The following is a 24,042-nucleotide window of genomic DNA, read 5'->3' on the forward strand; positions in this document are numbered from 1 at the left end:
ATGCAGCTCACCCTCTGGACCTACGAGGGTCCGCCCCACATCGGCGCCATGCGCATCGCCACGGCGATGTCCGGGCTGCACTACGTGCTGCACGCGCCGCAGGGCGACACCTACGCGGACCTGCTGTTCACGATGATCGAGCGGCGGGACGCCCGCCCGCCCGTCACCTACACCACCTTCCGCGCCCAGGATCTCGGCCGCGACACGGCCGAGCTGTTCAAGACGGCGGTCGCCGACGCGCACGCCCGCTTCCAGCCCCAGGCGATGATCGTCGGCGCCTCCTGCACCGCCGAGCTGATCCAGGACGATCCGGGCGGTCTCGCCAAGGCCCTCGACCTGCCGATCCCGGTGATCCCGCTGGAGTTGCCCGCCTACCAGAAGAAGGAGAACTGGGGCGCCTCGGAGACCTTCTATCGCCTCGTCCGGGCGCTCGCCGGTCCGCCGGCCCCGCGTCCGGCGCGCGAGCCCGGTCGGCGCCCGCTCTGCAACATCCTCGGGCCGACGGCCTTGGGCTTCCGCCACCGGGACGACCTGATCGAGATCCGCCGCCTGCTCGATTCCCTCGGGATCGCCGTCAACATCGTCGCCCCGCTGGGGGCCTCGCCGGCCGATCTCGGCCGCCTCGGGGACGCCGACTTCAACGTCGTGCTCTACCCCGAGACGGCGCGATCGGCCGCGGACTACCTGAAGAAAAGCTTCGGGCAGCGGTACACGCAGACTCTGCCGATCGGCGTCGGCGGCACCCGCCGGTTCATCGAAGAGGTGGCGGAGATCGCCGGGATCGATCCGGCGCCCGTGCTCGACGGCCCGGGCTCGCGCCTGCCCTGGTACTCCCGCTCGGTCGATTCGACCTACCTGACGGGCAAGCGCGTCTTCGTGTTCGGGGACGCGACCCACGCCATCGGCCTAGCCCGGGTGGCGGCACGCGAACTCGGCTTCAAGCTGGTCGGCCTCGGCACCTACAGCCGTGAATTCGCCCGCGAGGTCCGGGCAGAGGCGGCCGAGCACGATCTCGAGGCGCTGATCACCGACGATTATCTCGACGTCGAGGCGGCGATCCGCGCGGCGGCGCCAGAGCTCGTGCTCGGCACCCAGATGGAACGCCACGTCGCCAAGCGACTCGGCATTCCCTGCGCGGTGATCTCGGCGCCAATCCATGTCCAGGACTTCCCGGCCCGCTACGCCCCGCAGATGGGCTTCGAGGGCGCCAACGTCCTGTTCGACACCCTGGTCCATCCCCTGATGATGGGCCTCGAAGAACACCTCCTCGGCATGTTCCGGGAGGACCCCGAATTTCACGACGGCGTCGGCCCCTCGCATCTCGGCGGCAAGTCCTTCGGGACTCAGGCGGACGAGGCGTCCGGGCCTGCGGAACCGGCGCCGGCCGACACCCCTCCGACGCCGGCGCCCGTTCCGATCCTGCTGGACAGGGCGGTGGCGACTGCGTGGTCGCCGGAAGCCGAGAAGGAACTGAGAAAGATCCCGTTCTTCGTGCGCGGCAAGGCCCGCACCAACACCGAGACCTTCGCCCGAGAGCGGCACCTGCCGCTCATCACCATCGAGACCCTCTACGATGCCAAAGCGCATTACGGCCGCTAGGCCGCCGATCCGCATCGTCATCGTCACGCTCGACAATCACTTGGCGAGCGCGGTGGAACGGGCGCGCCTGCGCCTCCGGTCCGAGATGCCCGGACTGCTGCTGGGCTTCCACGCGGCGGCCGAGTGGGAGACCGACCCGTCGACGCTGGAAGCCTGCCGGGCCGACATCGCGCAGGCCGACATCGTGCTCTCGGCCATGCTGTTCATGGACGAGCATGTCCGGGCGATCCTGCCGGCGCTCGCGGCCCGGCGCGAGGCCTGCGACGCGATGATCGGCTGCCTCTCGGCGAGCGACGTGGTGAAGACGACGCGGCTCGGCCGCTTCGACATGAGTGGCAACAAGCGCAGCGCCCTCGACTTCCTCAAGAAGCTGCGCGGCAAGCCCGGCCAGCAAGGCAATGCCGGCCGGCAGATGGCCCTGGTGCGCAAGCTGCCGAAGATCCTGCGCTTCATCCCGGGTTCGGCGCAGGACGTGCGTGCCTACTTCCTCACCCTGCAATACTGGCTGGCGGGCTCCGACGAGAACGTCGCCGCCCTGGTGCGCTTCCTCGTGCACCGCTACGCGGCGGGCGCGCGGGCGGCGTGGCGCGACGGGCCGGCGCCCCCCGCGCCCCTCGACTACCCCGAGACCGGTCTCTACCACCCGCGCCTGCCCGGCCGGATCGGCGCCGACCCGTCCCGGCTGCCGCGCCTCCCCGGCGCGAAGGGCCGTGTCGGACTCTTGGTGATGCGCAGCTACGTGCTCGCCGGCAACACCGCCCATTACGACGGCGTCATCGCGGCCCTGGAGGCGAAGGGCCTCGACGTGGTGCCGGCCTTCGCCAGCGGCCTCGACAACCGCCCGGCGGTGGAGTCCTTCTTCATGCTGGACGGGCGCGCCTGCATCGACGCCCTCGTGTCCCTCACCGGCTTCTCCCTGGTCGGCGGCCCCGCCTACAACGATGCCGCTTCCGCCGAAGCGATGCTGGCCCGGCTCGACGTGCCCTACCTCGCCGCCCAGGCGCTGGAGTTCCAGACCCTTGAGCAGTGGGAGGCGGGCGAGCGCGGCCTGTCGCCGGTGGAGGCCACCATGATGGTCGCCATCCCCGAACTCGACGGCGCCACCGCCCCGATGGTGTTCGGCGGCCGCTCCGCCGCATCGGGCAGCGACAATTCCCGCGACATGCGGGTCCATCCCGAGCGGGCCATGCGTCTCGCCGAGCGGGTCACGCAACTCGTGTCCCTGCGCCGGACCGCGAAGGCCCAGCGCCGGCTCGCCGTGGTGCTGTTCAACTTCCCGCCGAATGCCGGCGCCACCGGCACGGCAGCGTTCCTGTCGGTCTACGCCTCGCTCCTCAACACGCTGAAGGGCTTGGCGGCGGACGGCTACGCCGTGGAGGTGCCGGAGAGCGTGGATGCCCTGCGCGCGGCGATCCTCGACGGCAATGCCAAGCGTTACGGCACCCAGGCCAACGTCCATGCCCGCATCCCGGCTGAGGATCACCTGCGGCGCGAGCCCTACCTCGCCGAGATCGAGACCCAGTGGGGTCCGGCACCGGGCCGCCACCAGACCAACGGCGCCGAGATCTTCGTGCTGGGCGCCCAGTTCGGCAACGTCTTCGTCGGGGTCCAGCCCGCCTTCGGCTACGAGGGCGACCCGATGCGGCTGCTGTTCGAGCGCGGCTTCGCGCCGACCCACGCCTTCTCGGCCTTCTACCGCTACCTGCGCGAAGATTTCTCCGCCGACGCCGTGCTGCATTTCGGCACCCACGGGGCGCTCGAATTCATGCCCGGCAAGCAGACCGGCCTGTCCGAAGCCTGCTGGCCGGAGCGGCTGATCGGGGCTCTGCCCAACGTCTACCTCTACGCGGCCAACAACCCGTCGGAGGGGACGCTCGCCAAGCGCCGCTCGGCCGCGACGCTCGTGAGCTACCTGACCCCGAGCCTCGCGGCCGCCGGGCTCTACCGCGGGCTGATCGACCTGAAGAGTTCGATGGAGCGCTGGCGCGGCCTCGACCTCGACGCTGGACCCGAGCGCGAGAGCCTCGCCCGGATGATTCAGGACCAGGGCGCGGCCCTCGATCTCGTCGCCGCCGAGCCCGTCTGGACCGGCGATCTCGGCGCCCGGGTCGGCGCCCTCTGGTCCGCCGTGCAGGAGTTGGAGCAGACCCTGATCCCGCACGGGCTGCACGTGGTCGGCGACGGCGTCCCGGCGGAGGAGCGGGTCGACCTCCTGCTCGCCCTGGCCGAAGCCTCGCACGGGCTGAAGCCGGACCGCGCCGGCCTCGACGCACTGGTCGCCGGAGCCGGCACCGAAGCGGCGTTCGCGGCCTCCGGACTGCCGGGCGATCCCGAGACCCGCGCCGCCTTCGCGAGCCTCGCCGAGACCGACCGGCTGCTCGCCCAAGACCACGAGGTCCCCGCGCTGTTGCGGGCGCTCGACGGCCGCTTCGTGCCGCCGGTGGCCGGCGGCGACCTGCTGCGCAATCCCGCTATCCTGCCGACCGGCCGCAACCTGCACGGGTTCGATCCCTATCGCCTACCCTCAGCCTTCGCGGTGGCGGACGGCGCCCGGCAGGTGGCCCGCATCCTCGAGCGCTTCGCCGCGGACGGAAAGCCCTGCCCGGAGAGCGTCGCCCTGGTCCTGTGGGGCACCGACAACCTCAAGAGCGAGGGCGGCCCGATCGCCCAGGCGCTCGCGCTGATCGGCGCAAGCCCCCGCTTCGACGGCTACGGCCGGCTCAGTGGCGCCGAGCTGATCCCGCTCGAAGCCCTCGGCCGCCCGCGCATCGACGCGGTGGTCACCCTCTCGGGCATTTTTCGCGATCTGCTACCCTTGCAGACAAAGCTTCTGGCTGAAGCGTCGTACCTCGCCGCCACCGCCGACGAGCCGCTGGAGCAGAACTTCGTCCGCAAGCACGCCCTGGCGATCCAGGTCGAGCAGGGCTGCGATCTGGAGACCGCGTCCCTGCGGGTCTTCTCCAACGCCGAGGGGGCCTACGGCGCCAACGTCAACCACTTGGTCGATTCCGGGAACTGGGACGATGACGCCGAGCTGTGCGAGACCTTCTCGCGCCGCAAGAGCTTCGCGTACGGCCGCACCGGCCGCCCGGCGCCGCAGCGCGCCCTGATGCAGGCGGTGCTCGCCTCCGTCGACATGGCCTACCAGAACCTCGACTCGGTCGAGGTCGGCGTCACCTCCGTCGACCACTACTTCGACGGCCTTGGCGGCATGGGCCGGGCGGTGGCCCGGGCCAAGGGCGAGTCGGTGCCGATCTACATCAGCGACCAGACCCGCGGGGAGGGGCGCGTCCGCTCCCTGGAGGAGCAGGTGGCGCTGGAGACGCGCACCCGGATGCTCAACCCGAAATGGTACGAGGGCCTGCTCGGCCACGGCTACGAGGGCGTGCGCCAGATCGAGACCCACCTGACCAACACGGTCGGCTGGTCGGCCACCGCCAACGCGGTCCAGCCCTGGATCTACGAGCGGATCACCGAGACCTACGTCCTCGACCCCGCCATGCGCGAGCGCATGGCGGCCCTCAACCCCACCGCCTCCGCCAAGGTCGCCCAAAGGCTGATCGAGGCCCACCGGCGCGGCTTCTGGACTCCCAACGCAGAGATGCGGGACGCCCTCGACCGGGCCGAGGAGGAGTTGGAGGATCGTCTCGAAGGCGTCACCACAGGAGTCGCCGCATGAACATCGCCATCCGCAATCCGGTCGTCGCCCGGAAGGAAGAAGGCAGCGTCCAGGTCGCCCTCGATCCGGACCTGAAGATCGAGACCGCCAAGGTCTTCGCAGTCTACGGCAAGGGCGGCATCGGCAAGTCGACGACCTCGTCGAACCTGTCGGTGGCCTTCTCGAAGCTCGGCAAGCGGGTGCTGCAGATCGGCTGCGATCCGAAGCACGACTCGACCTTCACGCTCACCAAGCGCCTCGCCCCGACGGTGATCGATGCCCTGGAGGCGGTGAACTTCCACTCGGAGGAGCTGCGCGTCGAGGATTTCGTGGTCGAGGGCTATAACGGCGTGATGTGCGTCGAGGCCGGCGGGCCGCCGGCCGGCACCGGCTGCGGCGGCTACGTGGTCGGCCAGACGGTGAAGCTCCTCAAGGAGCACCATCTCCTGGAGGACACCGACGTCGTGGTGTTCGACGTGCTGGGCGACGTGGTCTGCGGCGGCTTCGCCTCGCCGCTCCAGCACGCCGACCAGGCGCTGATCGTCACCGCCAACGATTTCGACTCGATCTTCGCCATGAACCGGATCGTGGCGGCGATCCACGCCAAGTCGAAGAACTACCCGGTGCGCCTGGGGGGCGTCATCGCCAACCGCTCCGCCAAGACCGACGAGATCGACCGGTTCAACGACGCAGTCGGCCTGAAGCGGCTGGCCCACTTCCCCGACCTCGACGTGGTCCGCCGCTCGCGGCTCAAGAAGTCGACCCTGTTCGAGATGGACTCGTCCCCGGAACTCGACGCCGTGACCGCCGAGTACATGCGGCTCGCCGAGACGCTCTGGTCGGGCGCCGCGCCCTGCGAGGCGGTCCCGATGAAGGACCGCGACCTGTTCGAGTTCCTCGGTTTCGATTGAGTTTGGGGTGCGACCGATGGCCAGCGCCAGCTACGACGCCCGCCGGGGCGAATTGACCACCTACTTCGACCGCACCGCGGTCGAGGCGTGGTCGCGTCTGACCTCGGACGCCCCGGTGAGCCGGATCCGCGCCACGGTGCGGGCCGGGCGCGACGCCATGCGGGCGACGCTGCTCTCCTGGCTGCCGGCCGACATGACCGGCCTGCGTCTGCTCGATGCCGGCTGCGGCACCGGCGCGCTCAGCGTCGAGGCGGCGCGGCGCGGCGCCGAGGTGGTCGCCATCGACGTCTCGCCGACCCTGATCGACCTCGCACGGGAGCGGCTTCCGGCGATCCCGGGCGCCGGCCGGATCGATTTCCGCGTCGGCGACATGCTCGATCCGGCGCTCGGCCGCTTCGACTACGTGGTGGCGATGGATTCACTGATCCACTACCGCGCCGCCGACATCGCCCGGGCGCTGGCGGCGCTGGGCGCGCGCACGGACGGATCGGTGCTGTTCACGGTGGCGCCGCGCACCACGCTGCTGACGGTGATGCATGCGGCCGGGAAGTTCTTCCCGCGCGGGGACCGGTCGCCGGCGATCGTGCCCGTGACGGAGAGGGGGCTGCGGCGGCGGATTTCATCCGAGCGGGCGCTCGACGGCTTCGCCTGGTCGCAGAGCCATCGGATCAACAGCGGGTTCTACCTGTCGAACGCGGTGGCGCTGACGCGCGCCCTCTCCCCGCCGTCTCCGAGGAAGAACGGCAGCCCGTCGGTGCCGGGGGTGCGATCATGATCGCTGCGTCCCAGAAACTGACCCGCGCCCTGATGCGCCTCGGCCCGGCGATCCTGCCCTTCGCGGACGCCGCCACCGTCGAGCTGCCCCTCGGGCGTCTCCTGCGCCTCGCCCTGTTCCAAGTCACGGTCGGCATGGCCGCGGTTCTGCTGATCGGCACCCTGAACCGGGTGATGATCGTCGAGCTGGGTGTACCGGCCTGGATCGTCGCCGTGATGCTGGCGCTGCCGCTGATCTTCGCACCGTTGCGGGCGCTGGTCGGCTTCCGCTCGGACACGCATCGCTCGGTGCTGGGCTGGCGGCGGGTGCCCTACATCTGGTTCGGCACGCTGCTGCAGTTCGGCGGCCTGGCGATCATGCCCTTCGCCCTGCTGATCCTGTCGGGCGACACGACCGGGCCGCTCTGGGTGGGCGACCTCGCGGCGGCGCTCGCCTTCCTGCTGGTCGGGGCCGGCCTGCACACCACCCAGACCGTCGGGCTGGCGCTCGCCACGGACCTCGCTCCCGCGCATGCGCGACCCAAGGTCGTGGCGCTGCTCTGCGCGGCCCTGCTGTTCGGCATGATGGCCAGCGCCGTGGTGTTCGGGCTGTGCCTCGCGCATTTCTCGCCCGTGCGGCTGATCCAGGTGATCCAGGGCGCAGCGCTCGTGACAATCGTCCTGAACGGCGTCGCCCTGTGGAAGCAGGAGCCACGCGATTCTAACCGGACCCAGGCGGCGCAGCCGCGCGACTTCGGTGCATCCTGGCGCGCCTATGCGGGAGAGGGCACCGCCCGCCGCCGTCTCGTGGCGATCGGCCTCGGCACCGCGGGGTTCTCGATGCAGGACATCCTGCTGGAGCCCTATGGCGGCCAGATCCTGCATCTGTCGGTGGCGGCCACCACGGCCCTCACCGCGCTCCTCGCCGCCGGCGGCGGCCTCGGGCTGCTGATCGCGGCGCGGTGGCTCGGGCGCGGCGGCGACCCGTTCCGGGTCTCGGCGGTCGGAGTGGGTATCGGCATCCTGGCGTTCTCGGCCGTCGTCTTCGCCGCGCCACTGGCCTCGGCGGACCTGTTCGCCGCGGGCGTCAGCCTGATCGGGCTCGGCGGCGGCCTGTTCGCCCACGGCACGCTCACCGCCTCGATGAACCGGGCCGGCCCTGAGGATACCGGTCTGGCGCTCGGCGCCTGGGGCGCCGTGCAGGCGACCGCGGCCGGCCTGTCGATCGCGGCCAGCGGCCTCGTGCGCGACGTCGGCGGCGCCATCGCCCAGTCGGGGGTGCTCGGCGAGGGCATGAACGAGCCCGCCATCGGCTACCTCATCGTCTACCACATCGAGATCGCCCTGCTGTTCGCCGCGCTCCTGGCGCTCGGGCCGCTGGTGCGTGAGGACGCGCGTGCAGAGGTTCGAGACCGGCTCGGCGGCAATCTTGCCGGCCGGACGGCCTAAGAGACGGGGAGGTCAGCCATGCCAACCGGCGCACTTACAGGTTACGTCGACGTCGCCCAGGTCGTGCTATACGCGTTCTTCCTGTTCTTCGCCGGCTTGGTCTTCTGGCTGCGCCGCGAGGATCGGCGCGAGGGCTACCCTCTGGAGAACGAGACGGTCGGGCGCCGCAAGGCGGACGATCCGGTGCTGATTCCCCGGTCCAAGGCCTTCCACCTGCCCGGTGGCGAGACGACCTACGCGCCGCAGGCGGTGCACGGCCGCAACGACATCGAGACCGGCATTCCCGCCCGCAAGGTCGAGCCCTGGCCGGGCGCTCCCTACGAGCGCACCGACACGTCGCTCCAGGCCGGCGTCGGTCCCGGCTCGTGGGTGCTGCGGCACGATGTGCACGACCGGACCTGGGACAACGAGATCCGCATCGTGCCCCTGCGGGTCGCGAAGAACTTCGTCATCCACGAGGATGGGCCGAACCCGATCGGCATGACCGTGTTCGGCACCGACAACGCGGTGGCCGGTGTCGTCAGCGACGTCTGGGTCGATCGGGGAGAATCGCTGATCCGCTACTACGAGGTCGAGCTGCCCACGGGGGGCCGCCGCCTGATGCCGACGACGTTCTGCCGGGCCGGCGGCTTCACCAAGACCGTCAAGACCGAGGCGCTGCTCGCCGCCCAGTTCGCCGACATCCCGTCGATCCGCGACCCGGACAGCGTCACCTTCCTGGAGGAGGAGCGGATCGTGTCTTACTTCGGCGCCGGCACGCTCTACGCCACGCCGGCCCGCGCGGAGCCCCTGATATGAGCGGCGACTTCCTTCCCGAAGGCACCCCGCGGGGGCTGCCCGGTCCGCTGCCGGCGGGCGAGCGCATCCTGTGGCAGGGGTCGCCGACCACCGCGGGGCTGCTGGTGCGGGTGTTCCACGCCCGATTGGTGATTGCGTGGTTCGCCGTGTGCGCGCTGGCGTTCGGGCTCGCCGCGGGCGCGCCCGCGGCGGCGCTGAAGGTCGTGGCGCCGACCCTGGCGGTCGGCGCGGCCGGGCTCGCGCTGCTCTGGCTGCTCGCGTGGCTGACCCATCGCACGACGCTCTACACGGTCACGAACCGCCGGATCGTGCTGCAAGCCGGCATCGCCCTGCCGGTGACCCACAACCTGCCCTTCGCACAGATCGACACGGCGTCCCTGCGCGCCTTCACGGACGGGAGCGGCGACTTGCCTCTGCGGTTGCGGCCGGGGCTGCGCATCGCCTACCTTCAACTGTGGCCGCACGCCCGGCCCTGGCGCCTTGCCCGGACCGAGCCCATGATGCGGTCCGTGCCGGATGCCGACGCGGTGGCGGCGCTGCTGGCGCGGGCGCTGGCGGTGCATGCCGACGGCGCCGCGCCGCAGGTCCGGGTGGCCCAGTTGGGCCGCGCCAACGAGAATCCCGGCCGCCTCGTCGCGGCCGAGTAGGGGGAGAGACGAGATGGGCGAGCGGGCGGAAGGCGCCGGTTTGGCCTCGGCACAGGCCGTCAGGACTCGGGCCGCCACGGGACCGGCGCCGGCGCTGCTGATGATCGGCGCGGGAGCACTGATGGGCTTCAGCATGCTGGCGGTCCTGATCGGCCGTAGCGAGGATGTCGGCCTCGTCGCCCTGCCGGCCGCCAAGGCTGTGGCGCGCCTCGAATTTCGCGCCGAGGATCAGGTCGACGGCTCGATCGCCCTGCGCAACGCCGCCGACCGGCAGATCGTCGCCTGGATCCGCCCCGGTGAGGACGGGTTCCTGCGCGGGACCCTGCGCGGCCTCGCTCAGGCCCGCCAGCGCGGGGGCCTCGGGCCGGAGCAGCCCTTCAGCCTGACCCGATTCGATGACGGCCGCCTCGCGCTGGCCGACGAGGCCACTGGCCGGCAGGTGCCCCTCGAGGCCTTCGGGTCGACGAATGCCGGGGCCTTCGCCCGGCTGCTGCCCGATCCCGGGGCCCCCGTCACGGAGACGCACTGATGGGCCTGTTCGGCAGCCGCACCGTCACCGTGCCCTGCACGGTGGAGATCGAGCAGACCCCCGAGAGCCTGCACGCGCACGTGACCCTAGATGCCGGCTTCGAGATTGAGCCCGGCGACGCGGTCCAGGTCCACGACGCGCCGACCTCGGTACCCTACGGCGAGCGCCTGAGTGTGCGCCGCACCGCCACCGTCACCCGGGCCGGTCCGCTGGAGCGGGCCTGGACCAAGCTCATCGCCCATCTCGAACTGACCGAGCTCTACGAGGTCAGTTTTTCCGAGAGGAGGAAGCTGTGAACGCTCCTGTCCCCCCGCCCTCCGGCCAGCCCGTCCCTCAAGGCCCGCCGCCCAAGAGCCCGATCAACGAATCGACCCGCTCGGCGCAGGAGACGACGTTCCTGAGCCCGCGCTTCTACACGACGGATTTCGACGAGCTTGACCGCACCGACGTCGAGCCGGTGCGCCGCGACTGGGACGTGCTCATCGCCGAATTGCGCGCCGACCCGAACAAGCGCCACTTCACACGCAACGAGGAATTCGATTGCGACCTCTCGCGGATGGAGCCGGAGCTGCGGAAGGAATTCCTGGACTTCCTGGTCTCGTCGATCACCGCTGAGTTCTCGGGCTGCGTCCTCTACGCCGAGATGCGCAAGCGTGCGAAGAACAAGGACATCAAGGAGCTGTTCGGCTTCATGAGCCGCGACGAGGCGCGCCACGCCGGCTTTATCAACGACACGCTGAAGGATTTCGGCATCGGCGTTGACTTAGGATTCTTGACGAAATCCAAGAAATACACGTTTTTCCGGCCGAAGTTCATTTTCTACGCGACTTACCTGTCGGAAAAGATCGGCTACGCCCGCTACATCACCATCTTTCGTGAGCTGGAGCGGCATCCGGAGCGGCGCATCCACCCGATCTTCAAGTGGTTCGAGCTGTGGTGCAACGACGAGTTTCGCCACGGCGAGGCCTTCGCGCTGCTGATGCGCGCCAACCCGAAGCTGACGAGCGGCGTGAACCGCTACTGGATCCGGTTCTTCCTGCTGGCGGTCTTCGCCACGATGTACGTGCGCGACCATCACCGCCCGGCTTTCCACAAAGCCTTGGGCGTCGATCCCAGCGATTACGACTTCAAGGTCTTCCGGATCACCTCCGAGATCTCCCGGCAGACCTTTCCGCTGGAACTCGACCTCGACAACCCGAAGTTCAAGGCGGGGCTCGATCGGCTGCTCGCCTGCTCGCGGGCGATCACCGATGCGAAGGCGCGGGGCGGCCCCGTCGGCAAGGTCCTGCAGGGCGTCCACGCCGCACGGGCCGCCGTGACCTTCGCCCGGCTCTATTGCCTGCCCGTCAAGGCCAACGCCCTGCCGGCCGACATCCGCCTCCAGCCGGTCTGGTAGCATGGGGACCTACGCCGCCCCGGTCCTGTATGCGGTTCTGCTCTGGTGGTTCTCCACGGGGCTGATCCTGCTGCTCGACCACGCCCCTCGGCGGACCCATCCGTGGAGCATGGCGGCGGCGACGCTGCTTCTCGCCGGCGCCCTGGTGGCGATCCGCGCCAGTGCTGCGGATACGAGCGCCACGGGGGCCTACACGGCGTTCACGGCGGCCCTCGCGGTCTGGGGCTGGCAGGAGATGAGCTACTACATGGGCTTCCTGTCGGGCCCGCGGCCGGCCGCCTGCGCGCCCGGTGTGCGGGGTTTCGACCGGTTCCTGGCGGCGCTCGCCACCAGCCTCTGGCACGAATTCGCCATCGTGATCGGCGGCGTCGCGATCCTGGCGCTGGTCTGGGGCAGCCCGAACCGCTTCGCCCTGTGGACCTACGGGACCCTGGTGGTGATGAACCTCTCGGCGAGGCTCAACCTGTTCCTGGGCGTGCGCAACCTGCACGCTGAGTTCCTGCCGGACCATCTCGGATACCTCGCCTGCTACCTGTCCCGGAAGCCGATGAACCTGCTGTTCCCGGTCTCGGTAAGCCTCGGGACCATCGCGGCGGCGCTCCTCGGGCGGGCTGCCCTGGGGCCGGACCTGCTGGAGCACGAGTTGATCGGCTTCACGGTCCTGGCGACGCTCACGGCGCTCGCCACCCTGGAGCACTGGTTCCTGATGCTGCCGCTGCCCTCGGCGGAACTGTGGCGCTGGAGCCTGCCCGCGCGGGCATCCACGGAGACGGCCAGACCGCCGGATCACGTGTAGGTCCGCGTCTCCCGGTATCCGGCCTTCGGCTTCCGGGACGGCGCGGACACGAAGACAGGGAGCGTCGTTCCGGCCGTCGGGATGACGCCCTCGGGGATCACAGTCGGGCGACGCACGTCCACCAATCTGGAACTGGTCTTGTGCGAAGTCCGGTGTCACAGGCGGGATCAACCCGCAGGGTTTGTTCGGGGAGAGGCGACATGGACTACGAGACCTTCTTCGAAGCCGAGATCGCCGGTCTCCACCGGGAGGGGCGCTACCGGGTCTTCACCGACCTCGAGCGCCATGCCGGGAACTTCCCGCACGCGACGCACCACCACGCCAGCGGCACGCGCCCGGTCACGGTCTGGTGCTCGAACGATTATCTCGGCATGGGCCAGCACCCGGCCGTGACCGGAGCGATGCACGAGGCGATCGACCGCTGCGGCGCGGGCGCCGGCGGCACCCGCAACATCTCCGGCACCAACCACTACCACGTGCTGCTGGAGCAGGAACTCGCCGACCTTCACGGCAAGGAGGCGGCCCTCCTGTTCACCTCCGGCTACGTGTCGAACTGGGCGGCGCTCGGGACCCTGGCGTCGCGCCTGCCGAACTGCGCGGTCTTCTCGGATTCCGAGAACCATGCGTCGATGATCGAAGGGATCCGGTTCTCCCGCGCCGAGCGCCACATCTTCCGCCACAACGACCCGGAGGATCTGAACCGCAAGCTCGGCCTGATCGATCCGTCGCGGCCGAAGCTCGTGGCATTCGAATCCGTGTACTCGATGGACGGCGACATCGCGCCGATCGCCGAGATCTGCGACGTGGCCGAGGCCCACGGGGCGCTGACCTACCTGGACGAGGTCCACGCGGTCGGCCTCTACGGGGCGCGGGGCGGCGGCATCTCGGAGCGGGACGGGGTCGCCCACCGGCTCGACGTGATCGAGGGCACCCTCGGCAAGGCGTTCGCCGTCCACGGCGGCTACATCACGGCCTCCGAGAAGCTCTGCGACTTCGTGCGCAGCTTCGCCTCGGGCTTCATCTTCACCACCTCGCTGCCGCCCGCCGTGGCGGCGGGCGCGGCGGCGAGCATCCGCCACCTGAAGACGAGCGGCTCCGAGCGCGCCCGGCATCAGGAGCGCGTGGCGAAGGTCCGACAGGCGCTGGAGGCCGCCGACATCCCGACCATGCCCAACGACAGCCACATCGTGCCGGTGATGGTCTGCGATCCCGTGCTCTGCAAGGCGATCTCCGACACCCTGCTCGACGAGTTCGGCATCTACGTGCAGCCGATCAACTACCCGACTGTGGCCCGCGGCACCGAGCGCCTGCGCATCACCCCGTCGCCGCTGCACACGGATGCAGATATCGGCCGTCTGGTCGAGGCGCTGACCACGATCTGGGGCCGGATCGGGCTTCGGCAGAAGGCGGCGGAGTAGGGGTTTCCTTCTCCCACCCGCACCCTCATCCTGAGGTCTCCGCGTCAGCGGGCCTCGAAGGAGGGCTCCCGCCAGCGGCGCGCGCCGGAGGCCTCCTTCGAGGCCTCCGCTGTGCTGCGGCACCTCAGGAGGAGGGGCTGGGTCGGATGCCCCCCGCAGCATCGAGTCTTCGCGTGCCCACCTTCCCCTTCTCCGCGATCGTCGGCCAGGACGAGATGCGCCAGGCGCTGCTGATCGCAGCGGTGGACCCCGTCGTCGGCGGCGTGCTGGTCTTCGGCGATCGCGGCACCGGCAAGTCGACGGCGATCCGGGCGCTCGCCGCCCTGCTGCCGCCGATGCGGGCGGTGGCCGGCTGCCCGTACAGCTGCGATCCCGGCAGCCCGGCCGAGGCCTGCCCGCACTGCGCTTCGGGCGGCCCGCGCAGGAGCCACAAGACACCGGTGCCGGTGGTGGACCTGCCGCTCGGCGCCACCGAGGATCGGGTGGTCGGCACCCTCGACCTGGAACGGGCGCTGGGTGCCGGCGTGAAGGCCTTCGAGCCGGGCCTGCTGGCCCGGGCCAACCGCGGGTTCCTGTACATCGACGAGGTGAACCTGCTGGAGGACCACCTCGTCGACCTGCTGCTCGACGTGGCGGCCTCCGGCGTCAACACCGTCGAGCGCGAGGGCCTGTCCCTGCGCCATCCGGCGCGGTTCGTCCTGGTCGGCTCCGGCAACCCGGAGGAGGGGGAGTTGCGCCCGCAGCTCCTCGACCGGTTCGGCCTCGCCTGCGAGGTCGTGACCCCGAGGGACATCCCGACCCGCATCGCGGTGGTGCGCGCCCGCGACGCCTACGAGCGCGACCCGGCCGCCTTCTGCGCCGCGCAGGAGGGCGAGGAGAAGAAGATCCGGAAGCGGATCCTCCTGGCGCGGGAGCGCCTGCCGGAGGTGCGCGTTCCGGACGCCGCCCTGGAGCGGGCGGCGCGGCTCTGCCTTGCCCTCGGCACCGACGGATTGCGCGGCGAGCTCACCCTGATGCGCACCGCCCGGGCGCTGGCTGCCCTCGACGGCGCCGACGCGGTCACGGACGAACATATCCGCCGCATCGCACCGGCCTCCCTGCGCCATCGCCTGCGGCGGAACCCGCTGGACGAATCCGGCTCCACCGCCCGGGTGGAGCGGGCGCTCGCGGAGGTCTTCGCGTGACGGGCGCGCCGCGCCCCGCGGCGCGGGCGGGCCGCCGCGGCGGCGGCCGGCGCGCGGCCGAGCGGCGGACCGGGAATCCCCGCGCCCGGAGAGCGGGGGGACGGGACGAGGGGTGCGGCTGCGCCGAGCGCGGCGCACCCTGGACTCGCGTCGCGGGTGCGCCCTTTGCGGGTGCGCCCGTCGCGCCCGGCCCGGGCCCATGCCTGAGCATCGCAGCGGCGCGGAGGCGCGGGTGAACGCGGCGCCGAGCCCGTGGACCGACGCCCGCTCGGCCGCCCGCCTGCTCGCCGCAGACCCGCACGGGCTCCGCGGCGCCGTGGTGCGCGCGGCCCCCGGTCCAGTGCGCGAGCGCTGGCTCGATGACCTGCGGGGCGCGCTTCAGCCCGGCACGCCCTGGCGCCGGCTGCCGCCCGCCATCGGTGACGACGGCCTGCTCGGCGGCCTCGATCTCGCCGCGACCCTGGCGGCGGGCCGCCCCGTGGCGCGGGCCGGCCTGCTGGCGCAGGCGGATGGCGGGATCGTCGTGGTGCCCATGGCGGAACGCCTGCCCGCCGGCACCGCCTCCCGGCTCGCGGCCGCCCTCGACACCGGCACGGTGGCGGACCGGCCCGCCCGGTTCGGCCTGATCCTCCTCGACGAGGGCGAGGCGGACGAGACGGTCGCCGAGGCGCTGGCCGACCGTCTCGCCTTCCGGATCGACCTGAGCGGCGTCGGGAGTGACGCAGGGACTGACGCGGGGAGTGATGCGGGGAGTGACGTCGGGAGCGGCGACCCGGAGGCCGAGCCGTCCGCGGCCGGAGCCGACACCACCGCGGCGGAGCCCGATCCGGTCGGCAGTCTCTGCGCCCTGGCCGAGGCCTTCGGCGTGGCGTCCCTGCGCGCGCCGATCCTGGCCGCCCGCGTGGTGCGCGCCCTCGCGGCGGACGGGCCGGTCGGCCGGGACCACGTCACCGTGGCCGCGCGCCTCGTCCTGGCCCCGCGCGCCACGCGCCTGCCCCCGCGCGAACCCGATTCCCCCGAAGCCGCGGCGCCGCCCCGCGAGGACCCGCCCGCGGATCCGCCCCCGGAGGCGGACGTGGCCGATCCGGCCATTCCGGACGCGCCGGACGATGTCGTGCTGGAGGCGGTGCGGGCGGCGATCCCGCCCAACCTCCTCGATCAGCTCCTGTCCGGCCAGCAGCGCCTCGCCGCCGCGCGGGCCGGCCGCGTCGGGCAGGCCGCGGCCGCCCGCACCGGGCGTCCGGTGGGCAGCCGGCGGGGCGACCCGCGGCGGGAGCGTCTGGACCTGCTCGCGACCCTGCGGGCGGCAGCCCCCTGGCAGGCCGTGCGGCGCGCGGGGCAGACGACGCGGCCGATCGTGGTGCGGCGGGACGATCTGCGGATCCGGATCCTGCGGCAGCGGACGGAGACAACCACGGTGTTCTGCGTCGACGCCTCGGGCTCGGCTGCCCTGGAACGGCTCGCGGAGGCGAAGGGCGCGGTCGAGCTGCTGCTGGCCGAGGCGTATGTCCGGCGCGACCGGGTGGCCCTGGTGGCATTCCGCGGCGGCGGCGCCGAGTTGGTCCTGCCGCCAACCCGCTCCCTCACCCGCGCCAAGCGCGGGCTCTCGGGTTTGCCGGGGGGCGGGGGGACCCCGCTGGCGTCGGGCATCGACGCGGCGGTCGCGGTGGCCATCGGCGTGCGCCGGAGCGGCAGCCGGCCGGCGATCGTGCTGCTGACCGACGGGCGCGCCAACGTCGCCCGCTCGGGGGAGGGTGGCCGCGCCCGGGCCGGGGCGGAGGCCCTGCAGGCGGCCCGGGCCGTGCGGGCGGCCGGGCTGCCGGCCCTGGTGGTCGATACCGGCAGCCGGGGCGAGGAGGCCCGGGCGGTCGCGGACGCGATGGGCGCCCGCTACCTGAAGCTTCCGCGCGCCGAGGCCGGTCAGCTCAGCGCCGCGGTGCGGGCGGCTCTCTGAGATCCGGGACGGCGCTCCGGGAGCGCCGCGACGGGCTTCAGAGGTCGCCGCTGACGCCGAGATCGGCGAGGCGCTGGTGGTGGGCGAACCAGGCGTTCATCATGTCGCGGACGATGGCGCCGAAGCTCCAGCCGCCGGAAGCCGGGCTGGCGATGTTCTGGGTCGAGGAAGTGAAGAGGATCATGGCCTTCTCCAAAGTCGGGGGACGCGTCTTGTTCTTGTGCAAGACCGATATGCCCCTCCTGTTGCAGCGCAGCAATCCGGGCGGGGTCAGCGGTGGCATGCGGTTTCCGCATGGGATTCTTCAGCATTACGAAATACTTCCACCCTTGAACGATAGCGCCGCCCCCGGGCGCGGGCCGGCCGGCTTTGTTGCGGCGCAGGAGATCGCGACGTGCTGAAGCCGTTCGATCCGGACCGTCCCGACTGGGAGCGCGAGGGCCGGGACTGGCCGCATCGGGCCGCGAGCCGCTTCGTGGAGGCGGCGGGGCTACGCTGGCACGTCCAGGAATTCGGCTCGCCGGACGCACCGACGCTGCTGCTCCTGCACGGCACCGGGGCGGCGACGCATTCGTGGCGCGGTCTGGCGCCGCTGCTGGCCCGGGATTTCTTCGTCATCGCCCCGGATCTGCCGGGCCACGGCTTCACGGATCCGCTGGCCGATTCCGACCTGTCGCTGCCCGGCATGGCGCGGGCCGTCGCCGGCCTCGTGGCGGCGCTCGGCCGCCCGCCGGTGCTGGCGGCCGGCCATTCCGCCGGCGCCGCCGTGCTGGCGCGGATGTGCCTCGACGGCACCCTCGCGCCCCGCCTGCTCGCCGCCTTCAACGGGGCCCTGGCGCCGCTGCCGGGGGCGGCCAACCTGCTGTTTCCCAGCATGGCGCGGCTCCTGTTCCTGAACCCGTTCACCCCGAAGATCTTCGCCTGGACGGCGGACCGGTCCGCCGCCAAGCGGCTGATCGAGGGGACGGGCTCGCGCCTCGATCCGCAGGGGGTGGAACTCTACCGGCGGCTCTTCGCCCGGGCGGGCCACGTCCGCGGAGCCCTCGGCATGATGGCCAACTGGGATCTCGCCGGGCTCCACGGGGCGCTGCCGGGCCTCGCGACCCGCACCCTGCTGATCGTCGGGGGCGACGACCGGGCCATCCTGCCGGACACCGCCTTCACGGTGCGCGACCGGTTGCCCGACGCAAGGGTGGCGCTGATCCGCAGGCTCGGCCACCTCGCCCACGAGGAGGATCCGGAGCGGGTGGCGGCGGTGTTGTGCGAGGAGGCGCGTTCCGTCGGCATCTTGGCCTAGGTGGTCTGCCCGCGGTGGCGACCGCGTTGCCCCGCCCGGCAGGAGCGCGCGGCCGCCTCAGCCGGGCGGGCCGCGGGACTGGCGCCGGGCTTGCGTGGGCCGTAGAGGCTGCCGCGGAGCGTGGAATTCACGGCAGCGTCGGAACAGGAGCGATCAGGACGATGGCGAGACCCGTAATCGGCGTCATCGGGAACGCTCGTTTGATCGACAACCGGTTTCCAGCCCAGATCGTCGGCGAGAACAACATGCGCGCCGTGGCGGCCGTGGCGGGCGCCCTGCCGCTGATGGTCGCCTCCGACCCGGCGGTCACCGGCCTCGACGACCTCCTCGACACGGTGGACGGGATCCTGCTCACCGGCGGGCGCGCCAACGTCCACCCGGCCCGGTTCAACGCCGAGCCCTGCGCGGCGCACGAACCCTACGACGAGGCCCGCGACGCCCTGACCCTGCCGCTGGTCGCGGCCTGCGTGGCGCGGGGCGTGCCGCTGTTCGGCATCTGCCGCGGCCTCCAGGAGATGAACGTCGCCTTCGGCGGCAGCCTGCATCCGGAGATCCGCACGCTGCCCGGACGCCTGAACCACCGGATGCCGCGCCTGGAGAACGGCGAGATCCATCCGGACCTGGAGGTGATCTTCGCCGACCGGCACGAGGTCCGCCTGACGCCCGGCGGCGCCTTCGCCCGCCTGCTGGAGCGCGAGACGATCCGGGTGAATTCCCTGCACGGACAGGGCATCCTGGAGCCCGGAGCGCGGGTGGTGGTCGAGGGCGTCGCGGAGGACGGGACGATCGAGGCGATCCGGATCCGCGAGGCCGCGGGTTTCGCCCTGGGCGTGCAGTGGCACGCTGAGCACGACCCGATCACGAACCCGATCAACCGCGCCCTGTTCGAGGCCTTCGGGAGCGCGGTGGCGGCGCATCGCGACGCCCGGCCGGGTCGCCAAGGCTGATCCGCCGTTCTGCCGCATACGTCCCCGGCCTCGCAGTCGACGCGCCGGCCGCGGCAGCACAGAGTTTCGCGACGGCCAGCACTTCGCGTCGTCCCCGGCTTAACATATGTTTATTGTCTCGTATTGGACAGCGAAATATCTTGCGGGCTAGGAGCGAGATCTTTCCGGACGGTCGGCTGATTTACCTTGTCCCCGGACGACCTGTCGCAGGTCGGAACGGCGCGGCGGTGCCCGGGTTGCCGGAGTCCCGCACGACGGCCGTCCCTCCCGGGACCGGCCTGTGCACGAGACGAGCACCGACCGCATGCAGCTTCCCCGCGACGACCGAGAGCACCCCAGTGCCGAGGCCTTCCGCGCCTTCATCCGGAACCCGCCCTTTCCCTGCGTGGGCGCCAAATCGGCGCTGTCACGCGGGCGCATGCGGATCGTTGTGGCGCGCGACATCACCTCGGGCTGGGACGACATGCGCATCTACCCGGCGCTGCTCGCCTTCGTGTCGCAGTACCGGACGCAGCCCGACCTGTTCCAGAGCTTCGCGGTGGTCTTCGAGGGGCCGGGCGATCTCTCGGAGGAGGCCTTCGAGCGGAACCTCTGGGCGCGGGCGCAATCCCTGACCGACAAGGACGCGTGGCTCGGTCAGCCCCACGACGCCCGGGTGGCGGACGACCCCGACAACCCCCACTTCTCCCTGAGCTTCGGCGGCGAGGCCTTCTTCGTGGTCGGCCTGCACCCGAACGCGAGCCGGCCGGCACGGCGCTTCGCCTCACCGGTCCTAGTCTTCAACCTGCACGCGCAGTTCGAGCGCTTGCGCGCGGAGGGCCGCTACGAGAAGCTGCGCGCCTCGATCCTGGAGCGGGACGAGGCCTTGGCCGGCAGCGTGAACCCGATGCTGGCGCGCCACGGCGAGACCTCGGAGGCCCGCCAGTACAGCGGCCGGGTGGTCGAGGCCGACTGGCGCTGCCCGCTGCAGGGCCGTCCGGCCCCCACGCCGGACGACTGGCACCCGCCGGCCCTTCCCCTCGATCACACCCTGCCGGGACACGGAGCCTGAGACGACCCATGACCCAAGCGGACGTGCAGCGGATCGAACCGCGCTCCGGCGTCGCCTTCACCCTCGACCGGGGGCAGCGCCTGACCGTGATAGACCCGCGCGGCGAGCAGGTGGCCGACCTCGTGGCCTACAACCGCCACGACACGGGCGAGGTGATCTCCTCCGGGCGGACCCTCGACTACGCGAGCAGGATCTACCTCACGACCGGCGACCCGCTCTACTCGAACCGCTCCAACGTGCTCCTGCGCATCGTCGAGGACACGGTGGGGCGGCACGACTTCCTGCTGACCCCGTGCTCGGCCGACACGTTCCGGATCATCTACGGCGACACCGACCCGCATCGCGGCTGCTTCGGCAACCTCGCCGCCGCGCTGTCCCCCTACGGCATCGCGCCGGACGCGATCCCGGTGGCGTTCAACTGCTTCATGAACGTGCCGATCGACGGCACGACCGGGGCGCTCACGGTGGAGCCGCCGCTCAGCCGGGCGGGCGACCGGATCGTGTTCGTGGCCGAGACCGACCTGATCGTCGGCCTGACCGCCTGCTCGGCCCTCCAGTCGAACAACGGCAGCTTCAAGCCGATCCACTACCGGATCGACGGCTAGCCGAGCCGATCGCCCTCCGGCGCAGGGTCGGACCACGGGGCGCGCGGCGATGCGCGGGGCCACCGCTTCGGTCGGTCGGCCGCGGGGATATCCCTGGATCATCCCCGGGCCTGGCCCAACGCGCAGCATCATCGCGAGGGGCGCGGCGCCGTCGGGATCTCAGGCGATCCCTTCGATCGCCACCCGCAGGTGCTCCGGGCCGCGCAGGGCGGCGCCGGAGCGGTAGGGCGGCGGGTCCTCGATCAGGCGCGGGGCCTTCAGCCGGGCGGCGAGGGCGGTGAGCGCCGCCTCGGCCTCGAACCGGGCCAGCGGCGCGCCGACGCAGTAGTGCAGGCTCCCACCGAAGCCGAGATGCCGGATTCCGGTGCGGTCGGGGTCGAACCGGTCGGGATCCGGGAACACGGCCGCGTCGCGGTTGCCGGAGGCCAGGAGCAGCACGAGGTCGGCGCCCTCGGGAATCGTGACCCCCGCGATGTCGATGGGCGACAGCGTCCGCCGCGTCCGGAACTGCACCGGCGGCTCGTAGCGCAGGAGTTCCTCGATCAGCCGCGGGGCGCGGAGCGGGTCCTGCCGCAGGCGCTCCAGCTCGTCCGGGTGCCGCAGCAGGGTGAGCAGGCCGTTGGTGATCAGGTTCACGGTGGTCTCGTGGCCGGCGACCAGCATCAGGATCGAGGTGGCGATCAGGTCGTAATCGCCCATCTTCACGCCCGCCGGGGTGGCGTGGTTGGCCAGCCCCGAGAGCATGTCGTCCTGCGGATGCTTCCGCTTCTCCTTGATCAGGTCGCCCATGTAGCCGCCGATGGCGTCGAAGGTCCGGCTGTTCGCCGCGCGGATCTCGGGATCGGACAGGCTGTCGGGTTCGAGCGCCGTGGCGAGCTGCGTCGCCCAGCCGTGGAACTTCGGCTCGTCCTCCCGCGGCACGCCGAAGAGTTCGCAGATCACCGTGACGGGGAGCGGGTAGGCGAGGTCGTCGACGGCGTCGATCTCCCGGGCGCCGCACTTCTCGTTGAGCAGATCGGCCACCAGCCGGTCGGAGCGCGTGCGCATCGCCTGGACGCGCTCGCGGGAGAACTGGTGCATCACGGCCGAGCGCAGGGCGTCGTGATCCGGCGGGTCGCGGAAGATGAACACCCGGTGCCGGTCCATCATCCAGTCCTTGAGGGGCTTGACGATCAGGTCGGTCAACGGGTTGCCGGTGCGGGGCCGGTCGGCCGGGGGCAGGGTCTCGGAGCTGACCCGCGGGTCCTGCAGCAGGCTCGCGATGGTGCCGTGGGTCGACGCGACCCAGGTCCCCGCCTCGGTGCCGTCGTCCTGGCGCGAGACGGGATTCGCCCGCAGCTTCGCGTAGACCGGATAGGGGTTCGCGCGGTTGGCGAAATCCTTGACCTGGTCGAGGAGGGTGGCGTCGGGCATGCGGTTTCCTCAGGGAAAGCCCGGCGCGACCACTGCGACGCCCTTCGGCCGGTCGGTCGCGGTGCCGCGGGGCGGGAATGGTGCGCCGGCCGCGACCAGCTCGGCATGGGCCGGCAGCCAGCGGGCGGCATCCACCGACACGGCCGCGATGCAGCGTCCCGCGCGGCCGTAGAGGGCGACGAAGCGGCCGGCGGCCGGGTCCCCCTGCGTGATCGCCACCGCGTCGGCGCCCTGGGTCAGCCCGGCGGACTTCACCACCAGATCGCCCTGCGTCGACCAGAAGGTCGGTAGCGCGCCGTAGGTCCGCCCGGGGGCCGCCCCGGCGAGCAGCCGGCCCGCGTACAGGCCCTGCGCGACCGCGTGGCTCCAATGCTCCAGGGCCACCCGCTGGCCGTCGTAGAGCGGGTGGGGGAACCGCGCGACGTCGCCGGCCGCGGCGATGCACGGGTCGGGCCGTCCCGCCGCGTCGAGCACGTGGCCCTCCGCGTCGCAATCGACCCCGCCCGGATCCGCCGACAGGCCGGACCCGTCCAGCCACGCGGTGTTGCGCACGGCGCCCAGCGCGATGACGGCGACGTCCGCGTCGATCCGCGCGCCGTCGACGAGGTGGGCGCGAACCAGCCGCCCCTCCGCCCCCTCCAGCCACTCGACCTCGCGGCCGCAGCGCAGGTCGACGCCGTGGCCCTCGTGGATCGCCCCGATGAAGGCCCCGATCGTGCTGCCGAGGACGCGCGCCAGGAGCGTCGGGCCGGGCTCCACCAGGGTCACGGGCAGGCCGAGCTGCCGGCACAGGCTCGCGACCTCGCAGCCGATGAAGCCGCCGCCGATCACCAGCACGCGCTTCGGGCCCGCCGCCAACGCCCGACGCAGGGCAGCGGCATCGTCGCGCCCGCGGAGCGTGAAGACGCCCGCGAGCCGACCCTCGTGCGGGTTCGGCCAGGGGCGGGCGCGGGTGCCCGTGGCGATCAGCAGGCGGTCGTACGGGAGGGTGCCCCCGTCCGCCAGCCGGACCGTCCGGGATTCCCGGTCGAGGCCGGTCGCGGCGTTGCCGAGCTGCCAGTCCGCGTCGAGGCCGAGGCTGCCCGGCAGGGTGGTGGCGTCGGCCGGGATGGCGCCGGCCAGGACGTGTTTCGAGAGCGGCGGCCGATCGTAGGGGCGGCAGGGCTCATCGCCGACGATCGTCAGCGTGCCGGTGAACCCAGCCTCCCGCAGCGCCTCGGCCCCGCGCAGGGCCGCGAGACCTGCGCCCACGATGACGGCGCGCAAAGGGGTCTGCGCCATCAGGCGCCGCGCTCCGGATCCTCGACCCGGATCGCCTGGACCGGGCAGGCGACGCGCGCGCGCTCGATGTCGGCCCGATCCTCGGCGGCGGGAGCAGGATCGTAGAAGAGGGCCTCGTGGCCGTCGATGCGGAAGTGCCGTGGCGCCGCGTAGCAGCACTGGGCGTAGGCCTGGCACAGGTTGAGGTCGACGCTCACCCGCAGGCCGGGGCGGGAGCCGGAGGACGCATCGGCAGGAAGGGACATGGCGAGGCAACCGCGCCGGCGGCCGCGAGTTCCGCGGCGCCGATCCGGTTCATCATCGCAGGACAAGTCTTCAAATGGCCCCCGGTAAATCGAGCGGCGCGATTCCCCTCC

Annotated in this window: 22 protein-coding genes; 18 read left to right on the forward strand and 4 right to left on the reverse strand. The window is 72.0% G+C overall.

Annotated features, from left to right (window positions below):
• The 14 genes from bchB (at position 1) to MFF58_RS06330 (ending at position 17,092) form a co-directional block, all read left to right on the forward strand.
• Positions 1-1,599, forward strand: coding sequence for a ferredoxin:protochlorophyllide reductase (ATP-dependent) subunit B (bchB, locus tag MFF58_RS06265; protein WP_238286072.1), 1,599 nt, complete (start codon positions 1-3; stop codon positions 1,597-1,599).
• Positions 1,574-5,278 (forward strand): magnesium chelatase subunit H, encoded by a 3,705-nt coding sequence (locus tag MFF58_RS06270; protein WP_238286073.1) that lies wholly within the window; start codon positions 1,574-1,576, stop codon positions 5,276-5,278. Before bchB ends, MFF58_RS06270 begins: the two co-directional genes overlap by 26 nt.
• Positions 5,275-6,168, forward strand: a complete 894-nt coding sequence (gene bchL, locus MFF58_RS06275) for a ferredoxin:protochlorophyllide reductase (ATP-dependent) iron-sulfur ATP-binding protein (RefSeq protein WP_238286074.1) — start codon at positions 5,275-5,277, stop codon at positions 6,166-6,168. The genes MFF58_RS06270 and bchL overlap by 4 nt, the downstream gene beginning before the upstream one ends.
• 16 nt (positions 6,169-6,184) lie before the next feature.
• Entirely contained in the window at positions 6,185-6,943 is a 759-nt protein-coding gene (bchM, locus tag MFF58_RS06280; RefSeq protein WP_238286075.1) for a magnesium protoporphyrin IX methyltransferase, read from the forward strand.
• Positions 6,940-8,370, forward strand: a complete 1,431-nt coding sequence (locus tag MFF58_RS06285; protein ID WP_238286076.1) for a BCD family MFS transporter — start codon at positions 6,940-6,942, stop codon at positions 8,368-8,370. The genes bchM and MFF58_RS06285 overlap by 4 nt, the downstream gene beginning before the upstream one ends.
• Before the next feature lie 18 nt (positions 8,371-8,388).
• On the forward strand, positions 8,389-9,168 hold the full coding sequence (puhA, locus tag MFF58_RS06290) for a photosynthetic reaction center subunit H (RefSeq protein ID WP_238286077.1): 780 nt from the start codon (positions 8,389-8,391) through the stop codon (positions 9,166-9,168).
• On the forward strand, positions 9,165-9,815 hold the full coding sequence (puhB, locus tag MFF58_RS06295) for a photosynthetic complex putative assembly protein PuhB (RefSeq protein ID WP_238286078.1): 651 nt from the start codon (positions 9,165-9,167) through the stop codon (positions 9,813-9,815). Before puhA ends, puhB begins: the two co-directional genes overlap by 4 nt.
• 13 nt (positions 9,816-9,828) lie before the next feature.
• On the forward strand, positions 9,829-10,344 hold the full coding sequence (gene puhC / locus MFF58_RS06300; protein WP_238286079.1) for a photosynthetic complex assembly protein PuhC: 516 nt from the start codon (positions 9,829-9,831) through the stop codon (positions 10,342-10,344).
• Entirely contained in the window at positions 10,344-10,640 is a 297-nt protein-coding gene (locus tag MFF58_RS06305; protein WP_238286080.1) for an O2-dependent cyclase accessory protein, read from the forward strand. The genes puhC and MFF58_RS06305 overlap by 1 nt, the downstream gene beginning before the upstream one ends.
• A complete protein-coding gene (gene acsF, locus MFF58_RS06310) occupies positions 10,637-11,740 on the forward strand; it encodes a magnesium-protoporphyrin IX monomethyl ester (oxidative) cyclase (protein WP_238286081.1) in 1,104 nt (367 codons plus the stop codon). Before MFF58_RS06305 ends, acsF begins: the two co-directional genes overlap by 4 nt.
• A 1-nt stretch (position 11,741) precedes the next feature.
• Positions 11,742-12,536 (forward strand): putative photosynthetic complex assembly protein PuhE, encoded by a 795-nt coding sequence (puhE, locus tag MFF58_RS06315; protein WP_238286082.1) that lies wholly within the window; start codon positions 11,742-11,744, stop codon positions 12,534-12,536.
• Between the two features lie 200 nt (positions 12,537-12,736).
• A complete protein-coding gene (gene hemA / locus MFF58_RS06320) occupies positions 12,737-13,954 on the forward strand; it encodes a 5-aminolevulinate synthase (protein WP_238286083.1) in 1,218 nt (405 codons plus the stop codon).
• A 173-nt stretch (positions 13,955-14,127) separates the two neighbouring features.
• On the forward strand, positions 14,128-15,138 hold the full coding sequence (gene bchI, locus MFF58_RS06325; protein WP_238286084.1) for a magnesium chelatase ATPase subunit I: 1,011 nt from the start codon (positions 14,128-14,130) through the stop codon (positions 15,136-15,138).
• Positions 15,139-15,337: 199 nt separating this feature from the next.
• A complete protein-coding gene (locus MFF58_RS06330) occupies positions 15,338-17,092 on the forward strand; it encodes a magnesium chelatase subunit D (RefSeq protein ID WP_238286085.1) in 1,755 nt (584 codons plus the stop codon).
• Positions 17,093-17,129: 37 nt separating this feature from the next.
• Here the strand turns inward: MFF58_RS06330 and MFF58_RS06335 are convergent, their stop codons facing one another.
• On the reverse strand, positions 17,130-17,276 hold the full coding sequence (locus tag MFF58_RS06335; RefSeq protein WP_238286086.1) for a hypothetical protein: 147 nt from the start codon (positions 17,274-17,276) through the stop codon (positions 17,130-17,132).
• Positions 17,277-17,486: 210 nt separating this feature from the next.
• Between MFF58_RS06335 and bchO the strand changes: the two genes are divergently transcribed.
• The 4 genes from bchO (at position 17,487) to MFF58_RS06355 (ending at position 20,992) form a co-directional block, all read left to right on the forward strand.
• A complete protein-coding gene (gene bchO / locus MFF58_RS06340; RefSeq protein ID WP_238286087.1) occupies positions 17,487-18,389 on the forward strand; it encodes an alpha/beta fold hydrolase BchO in 903 nt (300 codons plus the stop codon).
• 161 nt (positions 18,390-18,550) lie between these two features.
• Positions 18,551-19,336 carry a gamma-glutamyl-gamma-aminobutyrate hydrolase family protein gene (locus MFF58_RS06345; RefSeq protein ID WP_238286088.1) on the forward strand — a complete coding sequence of 262 codons (786 nt, stop codon included), beginning with the start codon at positions 18,551-18,553 and terminating at the stop codon, positions 19,334-19,336.
• Between the two features lie 304 nt (positions 19,337-19,640).
• A complete protein-coding gene (gene gntA, locus MFF58_RS06350) occupies positions 19,641-20,387 on the forward strand; it encodes a guanitoxin biosynthesis heme-dependent pre-guanitoxin N-hydroxylase GntA (RefSeq protein ID WP_238286089.1) in 747 nt (248 codons plus the stop codon).
• 8 nt (positions 20,388-20,395) lie between these two features.
• Positions 20,396-20,992, forward strand: a complete 597-nt coding sequence (locus MFF58_RS06355; protein ID WP_238286090.1) for a DUF1989 domain-containing protein — start codon at positions 20,396-20,398, stop codon at positions 20,990-20,992.
• A gap of 159 nt (positions 20,993-21,151) precedes the next feature.
• On the opposite strand, the gene MFF58_RS06360 is transcribed toward MFF58_RS06355, so the two are convergent.
• The 3 genes from MFF58_RS06360 to MFF58_RS06370 are packed head-to-tail and all read right to left on the reverse strand — an operon-like array spanning position 21,152 to position 23,931.
• Complete coding sequence (locus MFF58_RS06360; protein WP_238286091.1) at positions 21,152-22,405, reverse strand: cytochrome P450; 1,254 nt, start codon at positions 22,403-22,405, stop codon at positions 21,152-21,154.
• A gap of 9 nt (positions 22,406-22,414) precedes the next feature.
• On the reverse strand, positions 22,415-23,686 hold the full coding sequence (locus tag MFF58_RS06365) for an NAD(P)/FAD-dependent oxidoreductase (protein WP_238286093.1): 1,272 nt from the start codon (positions 23,684-23,686) through the stop codon (positions 22,415-22,417).
• Positions 23,686-23,931 (reverse strand): ferredoxin, encoded by a 246-nt coding sequence (locus tag MFF58_RS06370; RefSeq protein WP_238286095.1) that lies wholly within the window; start codon positions 23,929-23,931, stop codon positions 23,686-23,688. The genes MFF58_RS06365 and MFF58_RS06370 overlap by 1 nt, the downstream gene beginning before the upstream one ends.
• Positions 23,932-24,042: the final 111 nt, after the last annotated feature.

The sequence above is a fragment of the Methylobacterium longum genome, from assembly GCF_022179385.1.
Lineage (GTDB): Bacteria > Pseudomonadota > Alphaproteobacteria > Rhizobiales > Beijerinckiaceae > Methylobacterium > Methylobacterium longum.

Coding starts and splice junctions, on each gene's coding strand:
- gntA (WP_238286089.1), top strand. CDS start 19,641: ATGCAGCTTCCCCGCGACGACCGAGAGCACCCCAGTGCCGAGGCCTTC.
- MFF58_RS06330 (WP_238286085.1), top strand. CDS start 15,338: ATGCCTGAGCATCGCAGCGGCGCGGAGGCGCGGGTGAACGCGGCGCCG.
- MFF58_RS06370 (WP_238286095.1), bottom strand. CDS start 23,931: ATGTCCCTTCCTGCCGATGCGTCCTCCGGCTCCCGCCCCGGCCTGCGG.
- MFF58_RS06335 (WP_238286086.1), bottom strand. CDS start 17,276: ATGATCCTCTTCACTTCCTCGACCCAGAACATCGCCAGCCCGGCTTCC.
- puhE (WP_238286082.1), top strand. CDS start 11,742: ATGGGGACCTACGCCGCCCCGGTCCTGTATGCGGTTCTGCTCTGGTGG.
- MFF58_RS06355 (WP_238286090.1), top strand. CDS start 20,396: ATGACCCAAGCGGACGTGCAGCGGATCGAACCGCGCTCCGGCGTCGCC.
- puhC (WP_238286079.1), top strand. CDS start 9,829: ATGGGCGAGCGGGCGGAAGGCGCCGGTTTGGCCTCGGCACAGGCCGTC.
- MFF58_RS06360 (WP_238286091.1), bottom strand. CDS start 22,405: ATGCCCGACGCCACCCTCCTCGACCAGGTCAAGGATTTCGCCAACCGC.
- MFF58_RS06270 (WP_238286073.1), top strand. CDS start 1,574: ATGCCAAAGCGCATTACGGCCGCTAGGCCGCCGATCCGCATCGTCATC.
- puhA (WP_238286077.1), top strand. CDS start 8,389: ATGCCAACCGGCGCACTTACAGGTTACGTCGACGTCGCCCAGGTCGTG.
- bchM (WP_238286075.1), top strand. CDS start 6,185: ATGGCCAGCGCCAGCTACGACGCCCGCCGGGGCGAATTGACCACCTAC.
- bchL (WP_238286074.1), top strand. CDS start 5,275: ATGAACATCGCCATCCGCAATCCGGTCGTCGCCCGGAAGGAAGAAGGC.
- MFF58_RS06285 (WP_238286076.1), top strand. CDS start 6,940: ATGATCGCTGCGTCCCAGAAACTGACCCGCGCCCTGATGCGCCTCGGC.
- hemA (WP_238286083.1), top strand. CDS start 12,737: ATGGACTACGAGACCTTCTTCGAAGCCGAGATCGCCGGTCTCCACCGG.
- MFF58_RS06345 (WP_238286088.1), top strand. CDS start 18,551: ATGGCGAGACCCGTAATCGGCGTCATCGGGAACGCTCGTTTGATCGAC.
- bchB (WP_238286072.1), top strand. CDS start 1: ATGCAGCTCACCCTCTGGACCTACGAGGGTCCGCCCCACATCGGCGCC.
- MFF58_RS06365 (WP_238286093.1), bottom strand. CDS start 23,686: ATGGCGCAGACCCCTTTGCGCGCCGTCATCGTGGGCGCAGGTCTCGCG.
- puhB (WP_238286078.1), top strand. CDS start 9,165: ATGAGCGGCGACTTCCTTCCCGAAGGCACCCCGCGGGGGCTGCCCGGT.
- MFF58_RS06305 (WP_238286080.1), top strand. CDS start 10,344: ATGGGCCTGTTCGGCAGCCGCACCGTCACCGTGCCCTGCACGGTGGAG.